General features: G+C 66.2%; 23 protein-coding genes. 5 read left to right on the top strand and 18 right to left on the bottom strand.

Annotated features, from left to right (window positions below; all coding sequences use genetic code 11):
• Positions 1-2: 2 nt before the first annotated feature.
• Genes BSY239_RS03795 through BSY239_RS03785 form a run of 3 tightly spaced genes read right to left on the bottom strand, consistent with a single transcriptional unit; the run spans position 3 to position 3557 of the window.
• Positions 3-1058: an ABC transporter permease gene (locus tag BSY239_RS03795; RefSeq protein ID WP_069045672.1), complete on the bottom strand. Its 1056-nt coding sequence runs from the start codon at positions 1056-1058 to the stop codon at positions 3-5.
• The gene (locus BSY239_RS03790; RefSeq protein WP_069045671.1) at positions 1045-2580 is read right to left on the bottom strand and encodes an ABC transporter ATP-binding protein; all 1536 of its coding nucleotides are present in this window, start codon (positions 2578-2580) and stop codon (positions 1045-1047) included. The genes BSY239_RS03795 and BSY239_RS03790 overlap by 14 nt, the downstream gene beginning before the upstream one ends.
• Positions 2577-3557 (bottom strand): LysR family transcriptional regulator, encoded by a 981-nt coding sequence (locus tag BSY239_RS03785; protein ID WP_069045670.1) that lies wholly within the window; start codon positions 3555-3557, stop codon positions 2577-2579. Before BSY239_RS03785 ends, BSY239_RS03790 begins: the two co-directional genes overlap by 4 nt.
• 94 nt (positions 3558-3651) lie before the next feature.
• Between BSY239_RS03785 and xdhA the strand changes: the two genes are divergently transcribed.
• Entirely contained in the window at positions 3652-5148 is a 1497-nt protein-coding gene (gene xdhA, locus BSY239_RS03780; protein WP_069048753.1) for a xanthine dehydrogenase small subunit, read from the top strand.
• Positions 5145-7523, top strand: a complete 2379-nt coding sequence (gene xdhB / locus BSY239_RS03775; protein ID WP_069045669.1) for a xanthine dehydrogenase molybdopterin binding subunit — start codon at positions 5145-5147, stop codon at positions 7521-7523. Before xdhA ends, xdhB begins: the two co-directional genes overlap by 4 nt.
• Positions 7524-7732: 209 nt before the next feature.
• Here the strand turns inward: xdhB and BSY239_RS03770 are convergent, their stop codons facing one another.
• The 6 genes from BSY239_RS03770 to BSY239_RS03745 all read right to left on the bottom strand — a co-directional run bounded on the left by BSY239_RS03770 (position 7733) and on the right by BSY239_RS03745 (position 11185).
• The gene (locus BSY239_RS03770) at positions 7733-8215 is read right to left on the bottom strand and encodes a GreA/GreB family elongation factor (protein ID WP_069045668.1); all 483 of its coding nucleotides are present in this window, start codon (positions 8213-8215) and stop codon (positions 7733-7735) included.
• A gap of 83 nt (positions 8216-8298) precedes the next feature.
• Positions 8299-8730 (bottom strand): LysR substrate-binding domain-containing protein, encoded by a 432-nt coding sequence (locus BSY239_RS03765; RefSeq protein ID WP_083239789.1) that lies wholly within the window; start codon positions 8728-8730, stop codon positions 8299-8301.
• A gap of 111 nt (positions 8731-8841) precedes the next feature.
• Positions 8842-9111: a hypothetical protein gene (locus tag BSY239_RS03760; protein ID WP_156775407.1), complete on the bottom strand. Its 270-nt coding sequence runs from the start codon at positions 9109-9111 to the stop codon at positions 8842-8844.
• 47 nt (positions 9112-9158) lie between these two features.
• Positions 9159-9425 carry a hypothetical protein gene (locus BSY239_RS03755; RefSeq protein ID WP_069045666.1) on the bottom strand — a complete coding sequence of 89 codons (267 nt, stop codon included), beginning with the start codon at positions 9423-9425 and terminating at the stop codon, positions 9159-9161.
• A 177-nt stretch (positions 9426-9602) separates the two neighbouring features.
• Complete coding sequence (locus BSY239_RS03750) at positions 9603-10034, bottom strand: HU family DNA-binding protein (protein WP_069045665.1); 432 nt, start codon at positions 10032-10034, stop codon at positions 9603-9605.
• Between the two features lie 302 nt (positions 10035-10336).
• Entirely contained in the window at positions 10337-11185 is an 849-nt protein-coding gene (locus tag BSY239_RS03745; RefSeq protein ID WP_069045664.1) for an AraC family transcriptional regulator, read from the bottom strand.
• Between the two features lie 113 nt (positions 11186-11298).
• On the opposite strand from BSY239_RS03745, the gene BSY239_RS03740 reads away from it, so the two are divergent.
• Positions 11299-11847, top strand: a complete 549-nt coding sequence (locus BSY239_RS03740) for a peroxiredoxin-like family protein (RefSeq protein ID WP_069045663.1) — start codon at positions 11299-11301, stop codon at positions 11845-11847.
• Here BSY239_RS03740 and BSY239_RS03735 read toward each other — a convergent pair.
• Entirely contained in the window at positions 11811-12233 is a 423-nt protein-coding gene (locus BSY239_RS03735) for a hypothetical protein (RefSeq protein WP_069045662.1), read from the bottom strand. The two genes, BSY239_RS03740 and BSY239_RS03735, sit on opposite strands and share 37 nt — an antisense overlap.
• Positions 12234-12463: 230 nt before the next feature.
• Here BSY239_RS03735 and BSY239_RS03730 point away from each other — a divergent pair, with 230 nt between their 5' ends.
• Entirely contained in the window at positions 12464-12856 is a 393-nt protein-coding gene (locus BSY239_RS03730; RefSeq protein WP_069045661.1) for a VOC family protein, read from the top strand.
• Positions 12857-12864: 8 nt separating this feature from the next.
• Here the strand turns inward: BSY239_RS03730 and BSY239_RS03725 are convergent, their stop codons facing one another.
• From BSY239_RS03725 to BSY239_RS03715, 3 genes are all read right to left on the bottom strand, one after another.
• Positions 12865-14970: a reductive dehalogenase domain-containing protein gene (locus tag BSY239_RS03725; RefSeq protein ID WP_069045660.1), complete on the bottom strand. Its 2106-nt coding sequence runs from the start codon at positions 14968-14970 to the stop codon at positions 12865-12867.
• A 170-nt stretch (positions 14971-15140) separates the two neighbouring features.
• Positions 15141-16238, bottom strand: a complete 1098-nt coding sequence (locus BSY239_RS03720; RefSeq protein ID WP_069045659.1) for an NAD(P)-dependent alcohol dehydrogenase — start codon at positions 16236-16238, stop codon at positions 15141-15143.
• Between the two features lie 38 nt (positions 16239-16276).
• A complete protein-coding gene (locus BSY239_RS03715) occupies positions 16277-16495 on the bottom strand; it encodes a YdcH family protein (RefSeq protein ID WP_069045658.1) in 219 nt (72 codons plus the stop codon).
• A gap of 221 nt (positions 16496-16716) precedes the next feature.
• Here BSY239_RS03715 and BSY239_RS03710 point away from each other — a divergent pair, with 221 nt between their 5' ends.
• Positions 16717-17400: an alternative oxidase gene (locus BSY239_RS03710; protein WP_069045657.1), complete on the top strand. Its 684-nt coding sequence runs from the start codon at positions 16717-16719 to the stop codon at positions 17398-17400.
• Between the two features lie 7 nt (positions 17401-17407).
• On the opposite strand, the gene BSY239_RS03705 is transcribed toward BSY239_RS03710, so the two are convergent.
• From BSY239_RS03705 to BSY239_RS03685, 5 genes are all read right to left on the bottom strand, one after another.
• Positions 17408-17596, bottom strand: a complete 189-nt coding sequence (locus BSY239_RS03705; protein WP_069045656.1) for a hypothetical protein — start codon at positions 17594-17596, stop codon at positions 17408-17410.
• 8 nt (positions 17597-17604) lie between these two features.
• Entirely contained in the window at positions 17605-18348 is a 744-nt protein-coding gene (locus BSY239_RS03700; protein WP_257784876.1) for an aldehyde dehydrogenase family protein, read from the bottom strand.
• A gap of 120 nt (positions 18349-18468) precedes the next feature.
• Positions 18469-19152, bottom strand: coding sequence for a type 1 glutamine amidotransferase domain-containing protein (locus BSY239_RS03695; RefSeq protein WP_069045654.1), 684 nt, complete (start codon positions 19150-19152; stop codon positions 18469-18471).
• Between the two features lie 139 nt (positions 19153-19291).
• Positions 19292-20410: an MBL fold metallo-hydrolase gene (locus BSY239_RS03690; protein ID WP_069045653.1), complete on the bottom strand. Its 1119-nt coding sequence runs from the start codon at positions 20408-20410 to the stop codon at positions 19292-19294.
• On the bottom strand, positions 20407-21669 hold the full coding sequence (locus BSY239_RS03685) for an amidohydrolase family protein (protein ID WP_069045652.1): 1263 nt from the start codon (positions 21667-21669) through the stop codon (positions 20407-20409). The genes BSY239_RS03690 and BSY239_RS03685 overlap by 4 nt, the downstream gene beginning before the upstream one ends.
• Between the last annotated feature and the right edge of the window lie 17 nt (positions 21670-21686).

Raw genomic sequence — 21686 nt, 5'->3', positions numbered from 1 at the left:
GCTTACTTTTTCCAGACCAAACGGTAGGCAATCAGCGTGTCACACGCGAGTAGTGCAAACAGCAACAAGCCCTGGAACACCCCGGTGATCGATTTCGGCAGCCCCATGCGCGACTGCGCCAGCTCACCGCCGATGTAGAACATGCTCATGAGGATGGCCGAGAACACGATGCCCACCGGGTGCAGCCGGCCCACAAAGGCCACGATGATGGCGGCGAAGCCGTAACCTGCCGGCACATAGGGCGTGAGCTGACCGATGGGCCCGGCCACCTCCAGCCCGCCCGCCAGACCGGCCGCGCCGCCCGAGACCAGCAAAGCCGTCCACAAGGCCCGGCGCGAGGAGAAACCGGCGTAGCGAGCAGCCGCAGGCGCGAGGCCGCCGACCAGCTGCGCGTAACCCGCGTAGGTGCGGAACAGGAACACCCACACCGCCGCCACGCCCGCGAACGCCAGCAGCAGGCCGATGTTCACGCGCGAGCCGTCCATGAGCCGCGGGATCTGCGTGACGGCCTCAAAGGTCTTGGTCTGCGGAAAGTTGTAGCCCTGCGGATCCTTCCACGGGCCGTAGACCAGGAAGTTGAGCACCTGGATGGCCACGTACACCAGCATCAAACTGACCAGGATTTCATTGGCGTTGAAGCGGTCGCGCAGCAGCGCCACGATGCCGGCCCACACCATGCCGCCCACCACCCCCGCCGCCAACACGGCCGGCACGATCCACGGCCCGGTGGACTTGTCGGCGGTGAGTGCCACACCGGCCGCGAAGATCGCGCCCAGGATGTACTGCCCTTCGGCGCCGATGTTCCACACGTTGGAGCGGAAACACACGGCCAGGCCGAGCGCGATGATCAACAGCGGCGTGGCCTTGACCATCAGCTCGGAGAGCGCATAGGTGCTCTTGATCGGCTCCCAGAAAAACACCTGCAGGCCCCGCACCGGGTCCTTGCCCAGCACGGCGAACAGGATCACACCGATGACCACGGTGATCGCGAGCGCCAGCAGCGGCGACGCGTAGCCCCAGCCCTTGGACGGCTGCGGGCGGACTTCAAGCCGCAGCATGGGCGGTCTCCTTCTTGTTGTTCTCAGGGTAGTCCCACAGGCCCGACATCCATTCACCCATGCGTTCGATGGTCGCGTCCTGGCGGTCCAGGCTCGGCGAGAGCCGGCCCTTGGCGATCACGTGCAGGCGGTCGCTGATTTCGAAGAGCTCGTCGAGCTCTTCGCTAACCACCAGCACAGCACAACCCGCGTCGCGCAGCGCCAGGATCTCGCCGCGGATCTGTGCCGACGCGCCCACGTCCACGCCCCACGTGGGCTGGCTCACGATGAGCAGTCTGGGCTTGGCCTCGATCTCGCGGCCCACGATGAACTTTTGCAGATTGCCGCCCGAGAGCGACTTGGCCGCCGCGTCCGGCCCGTTGGCCTTCACGTTGTAGCGCGCGATCACCTCGGCCGCCTGTTTGCGCAACGCGCCCACCTTGATCCAGCCGCCCGCGCCGAGCGCGTCGTCGCGCGAGAGCAGCAGGTTGTGCGCCAGCGAGAGCGTGGGCACGGCGCCGCGGCCCAGGCGTTCTTCGGGCACGAAATGCAGGCCCAGCGGGCGGCGTTTGCCCGGGCTCAGGCGCGACACGTCGTTGCCATCCATGCGGATGCTCTGCGCCGGTGCGCGCGTGTCTTCGCCCGACAGGCAATACAAGAGCTCGCTCTGGCCGTTGCCCGACACACCCGCGATGCCCACCACCTCGCCCGCGCGCACCGTGAGCGCAACGTCGGCCAGGTGGGTGCCAAACGGGTCGTCGCTGGCCAGCGTGAGGCCGCTCACCTCCAGCACCGGCGCACCGGCGTGCAGTTCGCGCACGTCGAGCGCGGGCGGCTCGGCGCCGATCATCAGGCGCGAGAGTGATGCGTTGCTCTCCTGGCGCGGGTCGCACACGCCGGTGACCTGGCCGCCGCGCAAGACCGTGCAGGCGTCGCACAGCTCGCGGATTTCGTGCAGCTTGTGGCTGATGTAGAGAATGCTGCAGCCTTGCGCGGCCAGCAGCCGCAGCACCACAAAGAGTTTTTCCACCGCCTGCGGCGTGAGCACCGAGGTGGGTTCGTCGAGGATGAGCAGCTGCGGGCGCGTGAGCAGCGCGCGGATGATTTCCACCCGCTGCATCTCGCCCACGCTGAGCGTGTGCACCGGGCGCGAGGGATCGATGTCCAGCCCGTACTCGGTGGCCTTGGCGGTGATGCTCGCGCTCACCTCCGGCAGCGTGAGCGCCTTGTCCAGCCCCAGCCACACGTTCTCGGCCACGGTGAGCGTGTCGAACAGGCTGAAGTGCTGGAACACCATGCTGATGCCCAGCGCGCGCGCCTCCTGCGGGTTGCGGATGTGCACGGTCTTGCCGTTGAACGCGACCGTGCCTTCGTCGGGCTTCACCGAACCGTAGATGATCTTCATCAGCGTCGATTTGCCGGCGCCGTTTTCGCCCAGCACCGCGTGCACCGAACCCGGCAACACGGTGAGCGACACGTCGCTGTTGGCGACCACGCCGGGGTAACGCTTGGTGATGCCGCTGAGTTGCAGTCGGTGGGTCATGCGGATGCACCTTGGGAATGGTTGCCGTTGGCAACGGGGTCGGGCTCCGGGCGGCGCAGGGAAGCCGCCACGCCCTTGATCTGTTCGCGCAGCCAGCGCCCGGCGGTGGACGCGTGGGTGCGTTCGTGCCAGAGCTGGTAATACATCATGCGCGGGAAGGGAACCGGGCACGGCAGCACCTGCACCGGCAGCGTGCCCACAAAACGTTCGCAGTACTGCCGCCCGGTGGTGAGCACCAGCAGGCTGCCCGCCACCATGGCCGGGATCAGCCCGAAATGCGGGCAGCGTGCGGTGATGTTGCGCACCATGCCCAGCGTGGCCAGGTGGTCGTCGATGAAGCCGCGCGCGCCGGGGTGGGTGGGCGTGGGTGCAATGTGTTCGGCGCCCAGCCAGGCTTCCACGTCCCAGCCGCGGCGCGCGGCCGGGTGCTGGTTGGACACCAGACACACCACCTCGTCGCCAAACAGGCGGCCCAGGTGCAGGTCGTCCGGCGGCTGGGCCCAGTTGCCGATGACCACGTCCACCGTGCCCTGGGCGAGGTGGTTGCGGTAGTCGGAATCGCGCGAGAGCGGGTGGATGTCGATCGGGCAGTGGGGCGCAGCGCTCTTGAGCTGCGACACCAGCTGCGGCAGAAAGAACGGGTCGAGGTAGTCGCTGGCGGCCAGACTGAAGGTGTGGTGGGCGGTGGCCGGGTCAAAACTGCGGGCGTCGGAGAACAGCACCTCGGCGCTGCGCAGGATGTCGGCCGCCGGTTCGATCATGCGCAGGCCGGCCACGGTGGGCACCATGCCCGAGCCGGAACGCACCAACAAGGGGTCACCGGCCAGCTCGCGCAGGCGCTTGAGCGCCGCGCTCACCGCCGGCTGGTACATGCCCATGCGCAGCGCCGCGCGCGAAACGCTGCGCTCGGTGAGCACGGTGTGCAGCACGCGGATGAGGTGCAGGTCTATCTTGTCGAACATCGACACGTATTTCATACCCGGCTCAGTGTCGTTGGGATGGGGGATTCGGCATTTTCAACATATGGCTGAGCATATGTTGTGCCATGGGGCCCGGCGTATGCTGGCGCGCATGACCCCCCCGATTTCACCCCAAACCCTGACCTTCTGGCGCCGCGGCCAGGCCGTGACGCTGGACAACGTGGCTCCCGACCGCACCCTGCTGGAGGTGCTGCGCGAGGACCTGCACTGCACCGGCACCAAGGAAGGCTGCGGCGAAGGCGACTGCGGCGCCTGCACCGTGGTGCTGGGCGAGGCGGTGGGTGGCCAGTTGCAATACAAGGCCATCAACAGCTGCATCCGGCTGGCGCATTCGGTGCAGGGCATGGCGGTTTGGACCACGGAAGACCTGCCCTCGGCCAGCGGCGAACTGCATCCAGTGCAGGAAGCCATGGTGCAGTGCCACGGCAGCCAGTGCGGCTTTTGCACGCCGGGCTTTGTCATGAGCCTGTTCGGCATGTACCAGAACACGGGCGGCGGGCAAGGTATCGACCGTGCGCAAGCCCAGGTGGAACTGTCAGGCAACCTGTGCCGCTGCACCGGCTACCGGCCCATCTTCGACGCGGCCCAGCAGATGGCCAGCCTGCCCTTGCCGGCCGGCTGCGGGGTGAACGAACCCGTGGTGGTGGCCGCGCTGGAAGCCCTAGGCGAGCGCCCCGCTCCCCCGGCCAACGGCGCCTACCTGCGCCCCACCACCCTGACCCGCCTGCTGCAAGACCGCTGCGCACACCCGCGAGCCCAGGTGGTGGCCGGCTGCACCGACGTGGGCCTGTGGGTCACCAAGCAACACAAGCGTTTTGGCCAGGTGCTCGACGTGACCGCCGCCGAGGAACTGCGCCGCGTGGAAACCTACCCGCACCACATCGCCATTGGCGCGGCCGTGTCGCTGCACAAGGCCTATGCCGCGCTGGTGAGCGAGCGCCCACCCCTCAAGACTTTCGCCCAGCGCTTCGCCGGCCTGCCGGTGCGCAACTCGGGCACGCTGGGCGGCAACGTGGCCAACGGCTCGCCCATCGGCGACAGCATGCCGCTGCTGATCGCGCTGGGCGCGAGTGTGGTGTTGATGCGCTGGGATGCAAGGCGCCAGGCTGTCGCTCACAGGGAGCTGAGGTTGGAGGATCTGTACACGGGCTACCGCACGAATGTGATGCGGCCGGATGAGTTGCTGTGCTGGATCAAGGTGCCCAGGCCGGTGGAGACCGAGTTCCTCCGCGTCTACAAGATCAGCAAACGCTTCGACGACGACATCTCTGCCGTCTGCCTGGCCATCCGCATGACGCTGGACGGCGGCCAGGTGAAGACCATCTCCATCGGCGCTGGCGGTGTGGCCGCCACGCCGGTGCGCGCCCGCCAGACCGAAGCCGCCTTGCTCGGCCAGGCGTGGAATGCCGACAGCGTGATGGCCGCCGTGGCCACGCTGCGCGCCGAGTTCCAGCCCATCAGCGACATGCGCGCCAGCGCCGCCTACCGCCAGACCGTGCTGGGCAACCTGCTGCAGCGCTTCTGGCTGGAAAGCCAGGGCCTGCAAAGCATCAACCTCGAATCGGTGTCGATGGAGGCCCTGGCATGAACGCGCGAGACAAGGCACCGGCCACACCCGTGGTGATTTCGTCGCGCGCCGACGCGGACGAAGCACCCAACGATCTGACCCCAACTTCTCCCCCTGCTCCTGCAGCTCCACAGCGCGCCGCCGGCGTCTCGCGCCACCACGAAAGCGCGCGCGCCCAGGTGGCCGGCGGTGCCACCTACATCGACGACATTCCCGAGGTGCGCGGCACGCTGCACGCCGCGCCCATCTGCTCCCCCGTGGCCCATGGACGCCTGCGCGGCATCGATGCGACCGCGGCGCTGGCCCTGCCCGGCGTGCGCGGCCTCGTCGACGCACGCGACATCCCCGGCGACCCGGTGCTCGCCGCCTTCAGCCACGACGAACCCGTGTTCGCCAGCGACGTGGTGCAGTTCACCGGCCAGGTGGTGGCCCTGCTGCTGGCCGACGACACCATGACCGCGCGCCGCGCCGCGCGGCTCGTCAAGCTCGACATCGAACCACTGCCCGCCGTGATCAGCGTGCACGAAGCCCATGCGCTCGAGAGCTACGTGTTGCCGCCGGTGCATGTGAAACGCGGCGACGCCGCCGCTGCGCTCAAGCGCGCCCCACACACCATCGAAGGCGACTTTGAAGTCGGCGGCCAGGAGCACTTTTACCTGGAAGGCCAGATCGCCTACGTGTTGCCGCTGGAGCAAAACCAGTGGTGGGTCTACACCAGCACGCAGCACCCCGGCGAGGTGCAGCACTGGGTGTCGCACGCGCTGGGCATTGCCAACCACGCGGTGACGGTGGAGTGCCGGCGCATGGGCGGCGGCTTTGGTGGCAAGGAAACACAGGCCGGGCACCTGGCCGTGTGGGCCGCGATTGCCGCGAACAAACTCAAGCGCCCGGTGAAGCTACGGCTGGACCGCGACGACGACTTCATGATCACCGGCAAACGCCACCCCTTCGCCTACCACTACCGCGCCGGGTTCGACGACAGCGGCCTGCTCTGCGGGCTCGAACTGGAGATGCTGGCCAACTGCGGCTTCAGCGCCGACCTCTCCGGCCCCGTGGCCGACCGCGCCATCTTCCACGCCGACAACGCCTACTTTCTGGAAGACGTGGCCATTGCCAGCTACCGCTGCAAAACCAACACCCAGAGCCACACCGCGTTTCGCGGCTTCGGCGGACCGCAAGGCGTGATCGTGATCGAGCGCATCCTGAGCGACATCGCGCGCACGCTCGGCCTGGATCCGCTGGATGTGCGGCTGCGCAACCTCTACGGCATCGACGAGAGGAACGTCACCCACTACCAGATGAAGGTCGAGGACAACATCCTCGAACCGCTCATGACCACGCTGGCGAAAACCAGCCGCTACCGCGAACGCCGCGAACAGATCAAGGCGTGGAATGCCAAGAGCCCCGTCATCAAGAAAGGCCTGGCGCTCACCCCGGTCAAGTTCGGCATCAGCTTCACCGCCACCCTGTTCAACCAGGCCGGTGCGCTGGTGCACGTGTACACCGACGGCAGCGTGCAGGTGAACCACGGCGGCACCGAAATGGGCCAGGGCCTCAACACCAAGGTGGCCGCCATCGTGGCCGACGAGCTGGGCGTGCCGTTCGGGCAGGTGTTGTCCACCGCGGCCGACACCAGCAAGGTGCCCAACGCCAGCGCCACCGCCGCCAGCGCCGGCACCGACCTCAATGGCCGCGCCGCGCAGTTTGCCGCGCGCCACGTGCGCGACAACCTCGCCGCCTTTGTGGCCGGGCTCGACGGCTGCGGCGCCGGCGCCGTGCGCTTTGAAGCCGGCCAGGTGATCACACCCAAGACCACGCGCGCGTTCAACGATGTGGTGCACGCCGCCTACGCCAACCGCATCCAGCTCTGGAGCGACGGCTTCTACCGCACGCCCAAGATCCACTACGACAAGACCACCATGCAGGGGCGGCCGTTCTACTACTTTGCGTACGGCGCGGCGGTGACCGAAGTTGCCATCGACACCCTGACGGGTGAGAGCCGGGTGCTCAAGGTCGACATCCTTCACGACGTGGGCCGCAGCATCAACCCCGCCATCGACATCGGCCAGATCGAAGGTGGCTTTGTGCAAGGCATGGGCTGGTTGACGACAGAGCAACTGGTGTGGAACGACAAGGGCACCCTGCAAACCCACGCCCCCAGCACCTACAAGATTCCCGCCACCGGCGACATCCCCGAACACTTCAAGGTAGACCTCTGGCCCGAGCCCAACCGGGAAGACAACGTGCACGGCAGCAAAGCCGTGGGCGAGCCGCCGTTCATGCTCGCGATCAGCGTGTTTGAAGCGCTGCGCGACGCGGTGGCGCAGGCGGGCGGCAAGCCCGAGGCGATGAACGCGCCGGGGACGGCGGAGGAAGTATTGAGGGCTGTGGGGTAGGCCGGCGCTTCGGTTGCAGACACGGACTGATGCGTCCCGACATCCGTCGCTCGCGGATCTGAACGACAGGCATGCAACGACAGCCGCCGCTTGCCGTCGGCCGACCGGCTTTCGGGAGGTTCATCTGCATTCACCTTGGGAGTCCAGAGCGTCCTGACGGGGTCGGGGCCAGAAATGTCCGATCCATCCGGCCTGGACTTGCCTGCGGCTCAACGAACCCGCAGCACCTCAAACTGCTGTCGAATCGGGGCCACCTGTATCGACACCTCGTCACCCTCGCATTTGCCCAGCATGGCCCTGCCCAAAGGGGCTTCGCTGCTGATGACCTGAACGAGCTGAGCACCGCTGACCAACTTCATGCTGCCCCCATCCGGGCCGAGGAAGAACTGTTGCTGCCTGTCGTCTGAATCGACCAGGCAGACCAGCGCACCGAGCTGTATGCCTGTGCCGGCGTCGTAAGGGCGCGGGCGGAACTGGCGCCAATCAGCCATCGCCTGGCGGATGGCTTCGGCTCGACGAGCCTGGCCGGTGGCCAGGTAGGCGGCTTCGAGTCCCAATGTGTCGTATTTGTTTTCGGCGATGTTTTCTTCGTGAGTCGCCGTTTCATGCGCCGCCCGCACCGCCTGTTCGGCTTGCAGCAGGTCTTCGGCGAGCCGTTCCAGCACCTGCTGCTGCAGCAAGAATTTATCCATGGTGAAGGGTGGGCATCTCGAACAAGCGACGGAACGGGTCTTGATTATGAAGGGCTCCACCGGCCCCAACAGGGTCCCGGCCGTCACGAGACACACGGCCTGCCGCAGGAAAGCGGTCGACCATCGGGTGTCCACCAGGCGCCGTCCTCGCCCGCGCGGTGCGCCTCGAACAGCGCCAACAGAAAGTCCACCAGAGCGCGGGTCTTTGCCGACGGGTGGCTTCGCGTCGGAAACACCGCATGGATGTCGGCCGGCGGCAGGCGCCATTCGGCCAGCACGGGTTTGCGCTTTCCCGCGCGCAACATCGGCGCGGCCTCCCACAGGGAACGCATCAGGATGCCGTGTCCGTCCAGGGCCCATCCCAGCACGCACTCGCCGTCGTTCGATGCCAATGGACCTCGGACCTTCACTGATTCAGTGCGCGCGCCGGCGCTGAGGTGCCAGGTACCGAAGGTTTCGTCGCTCTCGCGGAAGAGAGGCAGGCGTGTTGCTTCGTGCTCAACAGGCCGGAGCATGCCGGCACGAGCGTGCTTGTCGCCGGGTGAAGGTGAGCGGCCGCACCGCCATGGCCGCCCATCATGGGCCGAAACCCGCCGGCCCTCTTGCCAGACGCGGGGGGACGGCCGTTACTTCACATCGATGTCGATGAAGACCTCGGTGTCGGATACCCGCACACCGTTGGCGACGGTTTTGATGAAGGTGTTGTTGGCCGGGTTGCCCGCTCCGAACGAGGACGTCGGATCGAGCTTGAAAGTCACGCGGTACTTGCCGGCAGAGGAGCCTGAGGTTGCGGCATCCCAGACAAAGCCATAGGTGAAGTTGCCGGACACCGGTATTTCGCCAGACAGCTTGTTGAGGCCATCGGGGACGGTCGGATCAAAAAGGGCCTGGTTCACCACCATGGGGCCTGTGGGCAGACCGCCTGCGTCCAGCTTCTGGAGTGTCAGACGGGCGTTGGTCGCAAAGACAAAGGCGGTGGTGGTGGCAATGGCAGTGGTTCCCTGCAGCTCGTTGTTTCCCGAACCGACAGCAGCTTCATCGAGTACGGCAGTGTTGTCTGGCCGAGGCCCTGCATGGCTGTCGCTTCAGCGATCAAGAGCAGCTTCAAACCCAGGAGCGGCTGCACCTGCAATCCATTGAGCAACTCAAGCTGCAGGAACAAGCGCAGGTAAAAACCCGCGAACAACTCAAGTCGCAGGAAGAACTGCACCTGAGACTGCGAGACGAGCTTAAGGCGCGTTGAACATTTCGATGCAATGCTCCCGGAAGACCACGTTGGTCTGGAGCTGCCGTCTGCCGAGTCACCACGTGGCGAGATGACTGCATGGAGTACCCCACACCGCCGCCGATCTGGGCGCTCAGCTCGCCGCCGAGCGCCCGGGAAACCTTAGAGGGAGGCGTCCTTGATCTTCTTCAGGGGCCGAACCTTCACGCGCACGGTGGCGGGCTTGGCTGCGAACTCGCGCTCGACCTTGGTGAAGGGGTCGATGCCACGGCGTTTCTTCTTGGCGGGGATCGCCTGCGCGGTGATCTTGAGCAGGCCTGGCAGCGTGAACTCGCCCAAGCCCTTTTTGCTCATGGAGGCCACGATCGTGGCTTCCAGCGCAGCCAACACAGCTTTGGCGGCCTTCGGCTCGACACCGGCGACTTCAGCCAGGTGAACCTGGAGCGTGGTCTTGTTGAAGGCCGTCTTGATCGGCTTCAGTGTTGCCACGCTTGCGGCAGGCTTCCTGGTCGTTGCCGCCTTGGGGGCTGCGACTGTCTTTTTCGCGGCGGGAGCTGCTTTCTTCGCAGCGATGTTTTTCTTTGCAGTTGCCATGGATTTTTCTACTTTCGATTGATGAAGATGCGCAAGGTGCGCCCCGCGATTGTAGAAACCGTGCGCGCACACGCGAAGTTCGAGCGTTGCAGAGTCTGATGGCTGGAAAGCGCTGAACTTCGCGTTACCCGTCAAACGACCATCTGCCCCGAGCAGTGCGTACTCGGGAAGGCAGCTCCAGACTGGTTGCGGACGCCGGTGAAGACGGCCACGAACCATCGCTTCAACAATGTCCAGTCGCCCAAGCGAGGCGCCTCGATCGCCTGTTGATCACCGCGTGAGCGGCCATTCAACTTTGGCCTTCACCCGCTGCAAGCCGCAACCGAGCGAGACAGTGCGCGCGAGAGCGCTGCTGTGCTCTGGTAGCCCGCGGCCATTGCCGCCTGCTTGAGACCACGACCGCCATCCACGGCGCTGCGCGCGATCAGCAGGCGGACGCCTTGCAGGTATCGCCCGGGTGGCATGCGCATCGTGGCGTGAAAGTGCCTTGCGAACGCCGTGCGCGACATCCCTGCTTCTTCGGCGAGTCGCTCCAGCGTCCAGGCCGCCTGCGGGCGTGCGTGAATGGCCACCAGGGCTCGCGCCAGCCGCGGATCGGCCAGGCCACTCAGAATGCCGCCCACTTTTCTGGTGGGGCGGGCAACCAGCTGGCGCAACACACCGATGAACAAGATGTCTCCAGCGCGGTGCAACAGGGCTGGTTGCCCGCACCGGGGCTGCTCCAGTTCGGCAGCGATCAGGCCGACGGTGTGCAGCAGCGACGATTCGGCGTCGTCCAGCGCCACGAGGCAAGGTTCGTTGAATTCGTCCAGCAGCAAGCTGGCCACAGGACCGCGCAACAAAGCTTCGACGCGCACGATGCCAGGCCCTGCACCGCCGGCGGCTGGCAACAGGCGATGGGGCGTGTCGGAACGGCAAATCACCAGCAACGGCGACTCCAGGCTCACCCGCCGGCCGGCCGAGTGAAGGCTCGCGCGCCCGTGGATCATGAGGTACATGAACAGCCGTGACGGCCCTGGTTCCGACGCAGCGAATGCCGCAGGAGCCGCCATGAAGGGGCTCACGGTGACTTCGGGAGCCAGCCCTTCCAGCAGTGCCGACAGGCGATCCAGTCGGGCTGGTGGAAGGGCGGAGCTTGTGCCAGCGGTCATGCGTACGATCTGCAATGGAATGAGGATGAACGATTGCAGAAAGTACCCGATAGTGCTGACTTGTGCAATGCGTGTGCGCGCACTGCCCCGTCCAACAACCGAAGGAGTTCCCCATGTCCGTCAGTGCCCTTGTGCCGCGTCAACCCGTGCCCGCCCTGTCTCTGGCCCTCGTCGGAGGCGGTCGTTTTGTCCTCGGCGCCGACCCGGCCGAGCGTTTCGATCTGATCGTTTTCTACCGCGGGCTGCACTGCCCCATTTGCGCGAAGTATTTGATCGAGCTGGAGCGGCTGGCGCCCGAATTCGCCAAGCGCGGTGTGGCCATCGTGGCGGCCAGCAGCGACGACGCCGAGCGTGCCCAGGCCATGGCGACCAAAGTGAATGCGCAATCGGTGCGCTTTGGCCATGGGCTGAGTCTGGCCAGCGCGCGACAGTGGGGCCTGTATATCAGCACGTCGCGCGGCACCACCTCCATCGGCATTGAAGAGCCCGCGCTCTTCAGCGAACCCGGGGTCTTCCTGGTCAAGCCCGACGCCACCCTCTACTACGGCGCGGTGCAGACCATGCCGTTCGCACGCCCCGCCTTCCAGGACTTGCTCGGCGCCATCGACTTCGCCATCGCGAAGGACTATCCGGCTCGAGGGGAATACGTCGGCGCGGTTTGAACCGGAGAAAAGAAGACCCATGCAAAAAACAGCATGAACACGAGATCGTTCAAGCCGTAGATGCTGAAAAACATCCCGGCGAACGCATCCTTGGCGTACAGGGCCTCGAGCTTGTTATTGGAAAGCCACAGCAACCACGCCACCACATAGACCAGCTTCTCCACGGCAAAAGCGCCGGCCAGCCACTTGATGCCGGTGCCCACCGTTGCTGCACCCAGGTACGCCAAACCCCACACAGCAATCATCAGCAGGCCAAAGTTCGACATGACGATGGGGTCGGCTTCAGCGATGGCGTCGTTGGTGAACGCACGGGAGAACAGCAGGACACCCCCGATGTTCATCACACCGGCTGCGATGAAACCATTGCGAACCAGACTTTTTTTCATGTGAACACCTTGAGAAGTTCGTGAACGGGATCGCAGCCGCCATGCAAGCCTGCAAAGGCAACGCCCGGCCTCCGGGACAGCTCCATGCTGCCTGGCCGCGTGCGCATGCGAGTCTGGCACGTCAGCCGATGGCCGCCCCATGACGGCTGCTTTCAGCCTTGCAACCCACTCGGCTCTTCACCGGGCGCTACCATCCACCGGCAAAAATTCTTTGCCACAAGGAAGCAACAATGTTCAGTCATGTGATGGTGGGGTCCAACGACCTCGAGCGCTCGAAGATCTTCTACACCGCAGTGCTCGGCACGCTCGGCGTGGGCGCACCGGTGGAAAACACGGCGGGCTCGGGCCACAAGCGGCTCTTCTTCCGCCACGAAGGCACCTCGTTCTGCGTGAGCGAACCCATCAACGGAGAAGCGGCCTGCCCCGCCAACGGCGGCACTGTCGGCTTCAAGTGCGCGTCACCCGAGCAATTGCAGGCGTTTCACGACGCGGCCGTGGCGCACGGCGGCGTGTCGATTGAAGACGCACCCGGCCCGCGTGGCGGCCCATCGGGCAGCATGCACCTGGCCTACGTGCGCGACCCGGACGGCAACAAGCTCTGCGCGCTCTACCGCGTGCCTTGAAGGGAGCTTCAAGCTTCTGGCGCGCCTTTGCCGCGACGCCGCCGCGCGGCCAGGGGCGACTCGGCCGCCGCATACGCGGCCAGCCCCGCAGGGCGGTCGATCGGCACCAGGGTCTGCATGCGGGTGCCGCCGGGCGGCTGCAAGGCCGGCGGGTAAAACGCGAGCTTTTGTGCTTTGGCCAGCTTGTCGGTGCGTGAGGGGTCAAGGTCCCGCTCGTTCGCGCCACCCGGCGGCACCACCGCCCTGCCGTCCACAATTTCCAGATCGAACCACCAGCGCTTGACCGTGTTGCGCTGGCCGCCGCCGCTGCTGTCATCGTGCGCAATGAGCTGGCGGCGCGAGGCCGGCACGTCGATGGACAGCCACAGCAAACGCTCGGACTCCACCAGGTCCTCGCGGTTGTAGGGGCAGGTCTTCATGCAGCGGCCGCAGGCCGATCCCTTCATGTTGGTGAGCCGGTACTTGCCGCACTTCTCCACGTCGGGTTTCCAGATTTCGTAGCCGTTGAACATCACCTTGGGGCCGAAGGGGATGGCGTTGCAGGGGCACTCGCGCGCGCACTTCATGCACAGGTTGCACATGGCCTGCAGGCCGAAGTCGATCGGTTGGTCCACGGCCAGCGGCAGGTCGGTCGTGAACAGCACCGACTTGGAGCGCGGGCCGATGAAGGGGTTGAGGATCAGCTCGCCGATGCGCGAAAGTTCGCCCAGGCCCGCCATCAACACGGCCGGCAGGTGCAACAGCTCGGAGTGGGCATTGGAATGCGCGCGCGCCGAGTACCCCATGCGCCGCACATGGGCTGCCATCACGCCGGCCATGGTGGCGCCGCGCAGGTAGGCCCGCATCGATTGCGCGCCCGAGATCCAGTCATCGCCCGAAGCGCCTTCCATGGTCTCGAATCCCTGGTCCATGAGCATCACCACGGCGTAGCGGTGGTAGGGCTCGATCGGCTTTCCCTCGACTTCGTCGTGCGAGTAGTACATCCAGGGCTCGGCTTCGCAGATGCCCACCAGGTCGGCGCCCATCACATGGGCCAGTGCCTTGATGGCGTCGGCATTGCGCCGCGGGTCCGACAGGTCACCGCCCACGCCGGTGGGCTGCAGGGGTTCGCGTGTGCCCTGCAGCGGCACCAGGGCGCGGATCAGGGGCGTCATGGCCAAGGCCAGCGGGTGCTTGATGGCGAAGCGGGTGCGTTCGGTCTTCGCTTTGTCGCCGAGGTCGCCGGCCAGCGCGCGGGTGAAGAGGTCGGCGCGTTTGGGCACGCGGGTGATTTCCTCACGCAGCACCAGCGTGGTGGGCTTGCCGACACGGCGGATGCGCTCCATCGCGTAGCGGCCCATGTGCACCGGGCGCTTGGCGAGTTCATCGTCTTCAAACCCGGGCCGGGTGCCCGGTGCCCCCATGTAGGTCTCGGCGTCCGGCCAGTCCAGCGAGGCATCGGGTGCGATGGGCAGGTCGGTGGCCAGCGGGTAGTCGGTGGTGACAACGCCGATGCGAAAGCCGCGCCGTGAAAAGGGCATGGCCAGTTCACCGTTCACCGCCTTGGCCACGCCCGCGCGCTGGGCCAGTGCGCTCAGGTCAACCTGCGTCTCACCCGCCAAATGCCCGCGCGCCGACCAGCCCAGTGCGCGGATGTAGCCGGCCATCACCACCGCCACCTCGGCACAACGCAGGTCGGTGCGCTCGGCGTTGGTGCCCCGGATCCATTCCGCGCCGGGTTCACCCGGCTTGGGTTCCCGGCTGAACTCCATCAGCCACACAAAGGCATGGGTGTGTACCGGGTGTTCTGCCTGCTGCCAGTCTTGCGGCTGAAGCTCGCAGATGCCGGCCAGGGTGGCTTCCAGAAAATAGGCCGAAGCCTTGAGGTTGCGGGCACGTGTGACGAGGTCGTCGGGCACCGGCGCACGCGCGGGCGCGACCACGCCATCCAGGTGCTGGTCAAAGAGCGCCCGGTATTCGGGCAGCGCGTCCAGCACCGCGTCGGCACCGGGCTGCACCGCATCGCCGGGCTGGCGCACACCCGCCACCGGCTCCACGTCGGCGCGTGGCAGAAGCTCGGTGGGCAATACACCGAGATCGAACGAACGATCGCGGTTGGAGTAGAGACGGGCCATGAAGCCTCCAGCTGGGGTGGACTTGAAACAGCCCCGATCATGCCGCCTGGCTGCCCAGTCTGTGCTCGGGCGCCACCAGCGTCTGGCCCAAGCAAACCTCCACCCGGCGAGGCAGGCCATGGTGGCCACACCTCCCCCCGTGGAAGAGCCCGAGAGGTGAGGCCGCGGCCTCAGGGCTTGATCGCCACCTTCAACACGCCGTCGCGCTGGTTCGCAAACAGCTCGTACGCGGCCACGATGTCGTCCAGCTTGAACTGGTGGGTGACCATGACGCCCAGGTCGATGCGGCCGGAGGCCACCACGTTCATGAGCCGGCGCATGCGCTCCTTGCCGCCGGGGCACAGCGCGGTGACGATGCGGTGGTCGCCCAGGCCGGCGGCAAACGCGCCCAGGGGAATGGTGAGGTCGCTCGAATAAACGCCGAGGCTGGACAAGGTGCCGCCGGGTTTGAGCACACGCAGGGCAGACTCGAACGTGGCTTGTGTGCCCAGCGCTTCGATGGACGAGTCCACACCGCGCCCGCCGGTGATCTTCATGATCTCGTCGACCACGTCGCAGTTCCTGAAGTTGAGCGTGAGGTCGGCGCCCATCTTTTTGGCGATGCCGAGGCGGTGGTCGTTGCCGTCCACCGCGATGATGGTGGACGCGCCCAGCAAGCGCGCGCCCGCCGTGGCACACAGCCCGATCGGGCCTTGCGCAAACACCACCACGGTGTCGCCGATGCGGATGTTGGCGTTCTCCGCGCCCTTGAAGCCGGTGGACATGATGTCGGGACACATCAGCACCTGCTCGTCGGAGAGGCCGTCGGGAATGGGCGCCAAGTTGGCCTGGGCGTCGGGCACCAGCACATATTCGGCCTGCGTGCCGTCGATCAGGTTGCCGAAGCGCCAGCCCGCCGTGGCCTTGAAGCCGTGGCAGCCACACAGGCCCTGGGGAATGAGGTAACTGCCATCTTGCGAGGATGCGCCGTCTTGCGCGGCGTACGAATTGAAGTTGGGGCAGATGGCGCCGGCAATGACGCGCTGGCCTTCGCTGTAGCCCTGCACGGCACTGCCGAGTTTTTCGATCACACCCACCGGCTCGTGGCCGATGATCAGGCCCTGGGCCACCGGGTACTCACCCTTGAGGATGTGCACGTCGGTGCCGCAGATGGTGGTGGTGGTGATGCGGATGAGTGCGTCGTTGGGGCCCACACCGGGGATGGGCTTGTCAACCACCTCGATGCGGTTCTTCTCGACGAACACGGCGGCTTTCATCATGGTGGCCATGGGCCCTCCTGAAGTGGGTGGACAACCCCGGATTGGGGTCAGGCGGCGCTGGCCTTCTGGAGGATCACGTAGATCTCGTCCTTGAGCTGCAGCTTTTCGCGCTTGAGCACCTCGATCTCGGCGTTGGTCGCGATCTCCAGGCCGTCTTCCAGGTTCTTGATCTTCTGGTCGAGTTCGTTGTGCTGGTCAAACAGGCGCGTGAAGTGCATGTCGGTGCCCTTGAGGCTGGAGATGAGTTCGCGGTGTTCTGGAAACATGGGTGTGCCTTGGGTTGAATGTCGCGGCAAGCGCGGACTGGGGGAATGCCCCGCTTGGAAATCAGTGTGGAACACAGGCGGGTCCATGCCATTGACACAGATCAAGCGGAACGCTGCCCGCAAGCTTGACGGCTGAGGGCCACAGCATCTGTGCGTCAGCGCCCAGACCTCCCGCTTTGTCTGCGTCAGGATGTTCGAAACGCCCACCCGAACGGAAAACCATGCTCGACGCACCCCCGCGGCACCACACGCCTCTGAGCGCCAGCGACCATTTCGCGCGGGGCGTCACCAAGTTGCTGCGGTTTGTGGCCGACGCCTTCTTCGCCAAACGCTATGGGCACCGCGCGATCGTGCTGGAAACGGTGGCCGCCGTGCCCGGCATGGTGGGCGCCACGCTCACCCACCTGCATTCCCTGCGCCGCATGGTCAACGACGAAGGCTGGATCCGCACGTTGATGGAAGAGGCCGAAAACGAGCGCATGCACCTCATGACCTTCATCGAGGTGGCTCAACCCACCGCGCTGGAACGCTGGCTCATCCTGTTGGCGCAGTGGATTTTTTACCTCGGCTTCTTCGTGCTCTACCTCGTGTCGCGCCGCACGGCGCACCGCCTGGTGGGCTACTTTGAAGAAGAGGCGGTGATCAGCTACACGCAGTACCTGGCCGAAATCGACTCGGGTCGCGCACCCAACGGCCCCGCGCCCGGGATCGCCAGGCGCTACTGGAAGCTCAAGGAAGACGCGACCCTGCGCGACGTGGTGCTGGCGGTGCGCGCCGACGAAGCCCACCACCGCGACATCAACCACGGCCTGGCCAGCCATCTCGCTGGTGAACCGGTTCGCGCCGAGCCACCAGCGCCGTATCCGGAGCATGCAGACCCGGGGAAGTGGGACCCGAAGCAGTGAGGCTCGCTCAACCCGCCAGATTGCGGAACAGGTAGCGACCGAGCGCGACCCAGAAATCGCCGCCCGAGTGCTGCTGCCACAGAACCGAAATGTCGGCAAAGGCCTTGTGGAAGATCAAGGCGAAGAGACCCAACAGGCAGGCGATGGCGACGATCTGCAGGCCGGTCTTGAAGTGTTCGTCGCGTTGGTTGTGCATCGCCTGGATTATGGCGACGCACCCTGCCCGGGCATCACACGTGGATGCCATCCGGGACTTTGACCTCCTGAACCATTCAGCTCACCCGGATCAACTTCCTGGAGCGCCACCGGACCAAAGAATTCCTGCTTGTACGTCGGGTTGGCCGCCTCGATGTCCGTGAGGATCGTCGGCTGCATGAAGGCGCCAGCCTGTCCTTCGATGCGTTGGTCGCCCATCACGATGCGCGCACCGTGGGCCACGGCCTCGTCCACCTGGCCCAGCAGCGTCTCAAGCGCTTGCGCCGATGACAGCAGGGCCATCGTGGATTTCTTCAGGTTCTTGCCCGCGCGCTGGGCCACCACAGCGCCCGCACCGTCGCTGCCCGTCAAGGCCACGGCGCGGATGCGGTCATCGTCGTTGACCTGGGCGACCTGGTCCTTGGAGATGAACACGTTGGTGAACGCGCCCGCCGACGCACCCGCCTCTTCGAGCAGGCGCTCGAAGGCCAGTGCGCATTGCCGCACGTTGGAGGCGTGCTTGACCATCACGACGTTGCCGGCCATCAGGTTGGGGGCGGCGAAACGCACGATCTGGCAGTACGGATGGTTCCACGGCTCCACGCCGAACAACACGCCGATCGGACTGCTCTCGACCAGGGCGTCGCCTTTGGCCGTGCTGAGCTTCTCCGGCGCCAGGAAGGACTCGGCGTGCTCGGCGCAGTAGTCGAGGATGGTCGCGCTCAACTGGAGCTCGCCCTCGCTCTGGGCGATCAGCTTGCTCTCCAGCTGCGCGTCGTCGATGTCATCGGAGGACTTGACGATTTAACCGTTGTAGCGGTTGGTGCTTTGATAGGCCATGGATGCTCCGGTGATGGGTCTGGGTCACGCGCTTCAGGCGGCTTGCAGTTGCGCCAGCACGGCGCGCGCGGCAGCGGCTGAAGAGGCGGGGTTTTGTCCAGTGATCAGGTGGCCATCGGTGACCACAAAAGACTGCCAGTCCTCCCCCTTGTGGTACAGACCGCCGTTGGCTTCCAGCATGTCCTGCACCAGGAAGGGCACCACCTGGGTCAGCTGCACGGCCTCTTCCTCGGTGTTGGTGAACCCGGTCACCTTCTTGCCCTGGACCAGCGGCGCGCCGTCGACCGACCTGGTGTGGCGGAACACCGCGGGTGCGTGGCAGACCGCCGAGACCGGTTTGCCGGCCGCGAACAGGGTCTCGATCAACTGGATGGAGTGGGTGTCTTCAGCCAGGTCCCACAAAGGGCCATGACCACCCGGGTAGAACACCGCGTCGAATCCTTCGCCCGACACCTCGGCCAAACGGGTGGTGTGCGCCAGCGCGTCCATGGCCTGCGGGTCCTTCTTGAACCGGCGTGTGTCGTCGGTCTGCGCGTCTTCGTCATCGCTCTTGGGGTCCAGCGGAGGCTGACCACCCTTGGGAGAAGCGAGCACGAGCTCGGCACCGGCGTCCTTGAAGACGTAATACGGCGCGGCAAACTCTTCCAGCCAGAAGCCGGTCTTCTTGCCCGTGTCGCCGAGTTGGTCGTGGGAGGTCAGGATCATCAGAATCTTCATGGGGGTTCCTTGGGTTGCATGTCGGCGCCTGAACGGCACGAAGGAGGCGAAAGCCCTGCGGCATGCCGCAGCTGCGCCACCTGAAAAATCATTCGACAGGGTGCTGCCGCAGGCCTGTGCCGTCTGTTCGTCAGCGCACTCAGTCCAGTGGCCAGGGCAGCTCGCGCTGCAGGGCCGGCACTTCGATGGCGCGTGCGGGCGGTGCGCCCTGGTCCAGCCCGCGCCACCACGGGACCACCGCCGCCAGGTGGGCGGGCTCCACCGCCTCGCCCAGGCGCGGCATGAGCAGCGGCACGCCTTGCATGGGCGCCAGTTGCAGCAGCGTCTCCACCGGTTCGTCCCAGGCGTGCATGGCCAGGCTGAAGGTGCCCCAGTGCACCGGCAGAAAGGCGCCGCCGCCCAGCAGCGCATGGGCCTTGAGGGCGTTCACCGGGCCGAGGTGGATGTCGCCCCACGAAGGGTGGAAGGCCCCCACTTCCAGCATGACCAGGTCGAACGGGCCCAGGCGCTCGCGGATGGTGGCGTACTCGGTGGTGAGGCCCGTGTCGCCGCTGAAAAACACCTTGTGCCGATCCGACTGCACCACCATGGAAGACCACAGCGTGGCGTTGCGGTCTTTCAGGCCACGGCCTGAAAAGTGCTGCGACGGCGCTGCGGTGATGGTGAGGCCGGTGCCGGGCACGCGGTGGCTCTCCCACCAGTCGAGTTCGGTGATGCGCTCGGCCGCCACGCCCCAGGCCTGCAGGTGGGCACCCACGCCGAGCGAGGTGACGAAGGGCACGGCGCTGTGCTTCGCCAGCGCGCGGATGGTGGGGTAGTCCAGGTGGTCGTAGTGGTCGTGCGAGAGCACCACCACGTCCACCTCGGGCATCTGCCGCAAACGCAGAGGCACCGGCTGAAAACGCTTGGGGCCGAGCAGGCGGAACGGCGATGCGCGCGTGCCCCACACCGGGTCGGTGAGCACGCGGTGGCCGTCGATCTCGATCAGCACGGTGGAGTGCCCCAGCCAGGTGGCGCGCAGGCCGCTGTGCACCGGGCGGCTCCAGGCCTCGCGCGGGTCCATCGAAGGCAACGGTCCGTCGGGTGCGCGCCGGCCACCCGAACTCAGAAACTCCTTGAGCGTGGGCCGGGGCACGGTGGCATCGCGCAGCCCGGGCAGGGGCGGATGCACATTGCGGAACCCCAAACCGTTCCACATCGTCGAGGCCTGCATGCGCTCCAGGCGCGCGCCCTGTGCACGTTTGCCGAACGAGTTCATGGTGCGGCCCCGGCGCGGGCGGGCAGGTTCAGGCGCGGGAGGGTGGGCGCTGTCTCCGACAGCAACCGTCCTTTGCGCCACACCTTCAGGCGGGTGGCGCGCAGGCGGATCGCTTCGATCGGATCGCGCGCCTGCAGCAGCACAAAGCTGGCATCACAGCCCGCCGCGATGCCGTAGCCCTGCAGCCCCATCACCTTCGCCGCATTCGTGGTGACCGCGTCGAAACACTGGCGCATGCCAGCCTGGCTGGTCATCTGCGCCACGTGCAGGCCCATGTGGGCCACCTCCAGCATGTCGCCGCTGCCCAGCGAGTACCAGGGGTCCATCACGCAGTCGTGGCCGAAGGCCACCGTCACGCCGGCGGCCATGAGTTCGGGCACGCGTGTCATGCCGCGGCGCCTGGGGTAGGTGTCGTGCCGGCCCTGAAGTGTGATGTTGATCAGCGGGTTGGCCACGGCGCTCACACCCGATTCGGCGATCAGCGGGATCAGTTTGGACACGTAGTAGTTGTCCATGCTGTGCATGGAGGTGAGGTGCGAGCCGTTCACGCGACCCTGCAGGCCCAGGCGGTGCGTTTCGAAGGCCAGGGTCTCGATGTGGCGCGACATCGGGTCGTCGCTTTCGTCGCAGTGCATGTCCACCGGCAGACCCAGCTCGGCGGCCAGCTCGCACAGGAGCTTCACGCTGGCCGCGCCTTCCACCATGGTGCGTTCGAAATGCGGGATGCCGCCGACCACGTCCACGCCCAGGTCGAGTGCCCGCATCAGGTTGTTCAATCCGCCCGGGGAGCGCAACACGCCGTCTTGCGGGAATGCGACCAGCTGCACGTCGAGGTACGGCGCCATGAGGCGTTTGGCCTCCAGCATGGCGCGCACCGGCAGCAGGCTCGGGTCGCTGGTGTCCACATGGCTGCGGATGGCGAGCAGCCCCTTGGCCACGGCCCAGTCGCCATAGCGCAGCGCGCGCTCCACCAGCGCTTCTTCGGTCAGCAAGGGCTTGAGTTCGCCCCACAGGGCGATGCCTTCGAGCAGCGTGCCGCTCTGGTTCACGCGCGGCAGGCCGTAGCTCAGGGTGGCGTCCATGTGAAAGTGCGGATCGCAAAACGGCGGCGTGAGCAGTTGGCTCTGCGCGTCCACGGTGTCATGCGCGGGCACCTGCAGGCCTTCGGACACCTCGGTGATGCGGCCGTCCTGCACCGCCACGCTCATGTCGGTGCGGCCGTCGGGCAGTGTGGCGTGGGTGATCAGCAGGTCGAGCATCGGCGTTCACCTTGGCG

The organism is Hydrogenophaga sp. RAC07 (assembly GCF_001713375.1).
In the GTDB taxonomy this organism is placed as follows: Bacteria; Pseudomonadota; Gammaproteobacteria; order Burkholderiales; family Burkholderiaceae_C; genus Hydrogenophaga.
This window is presented reverse-complemented; position numbering and strand designations above follow the sequence as displayed.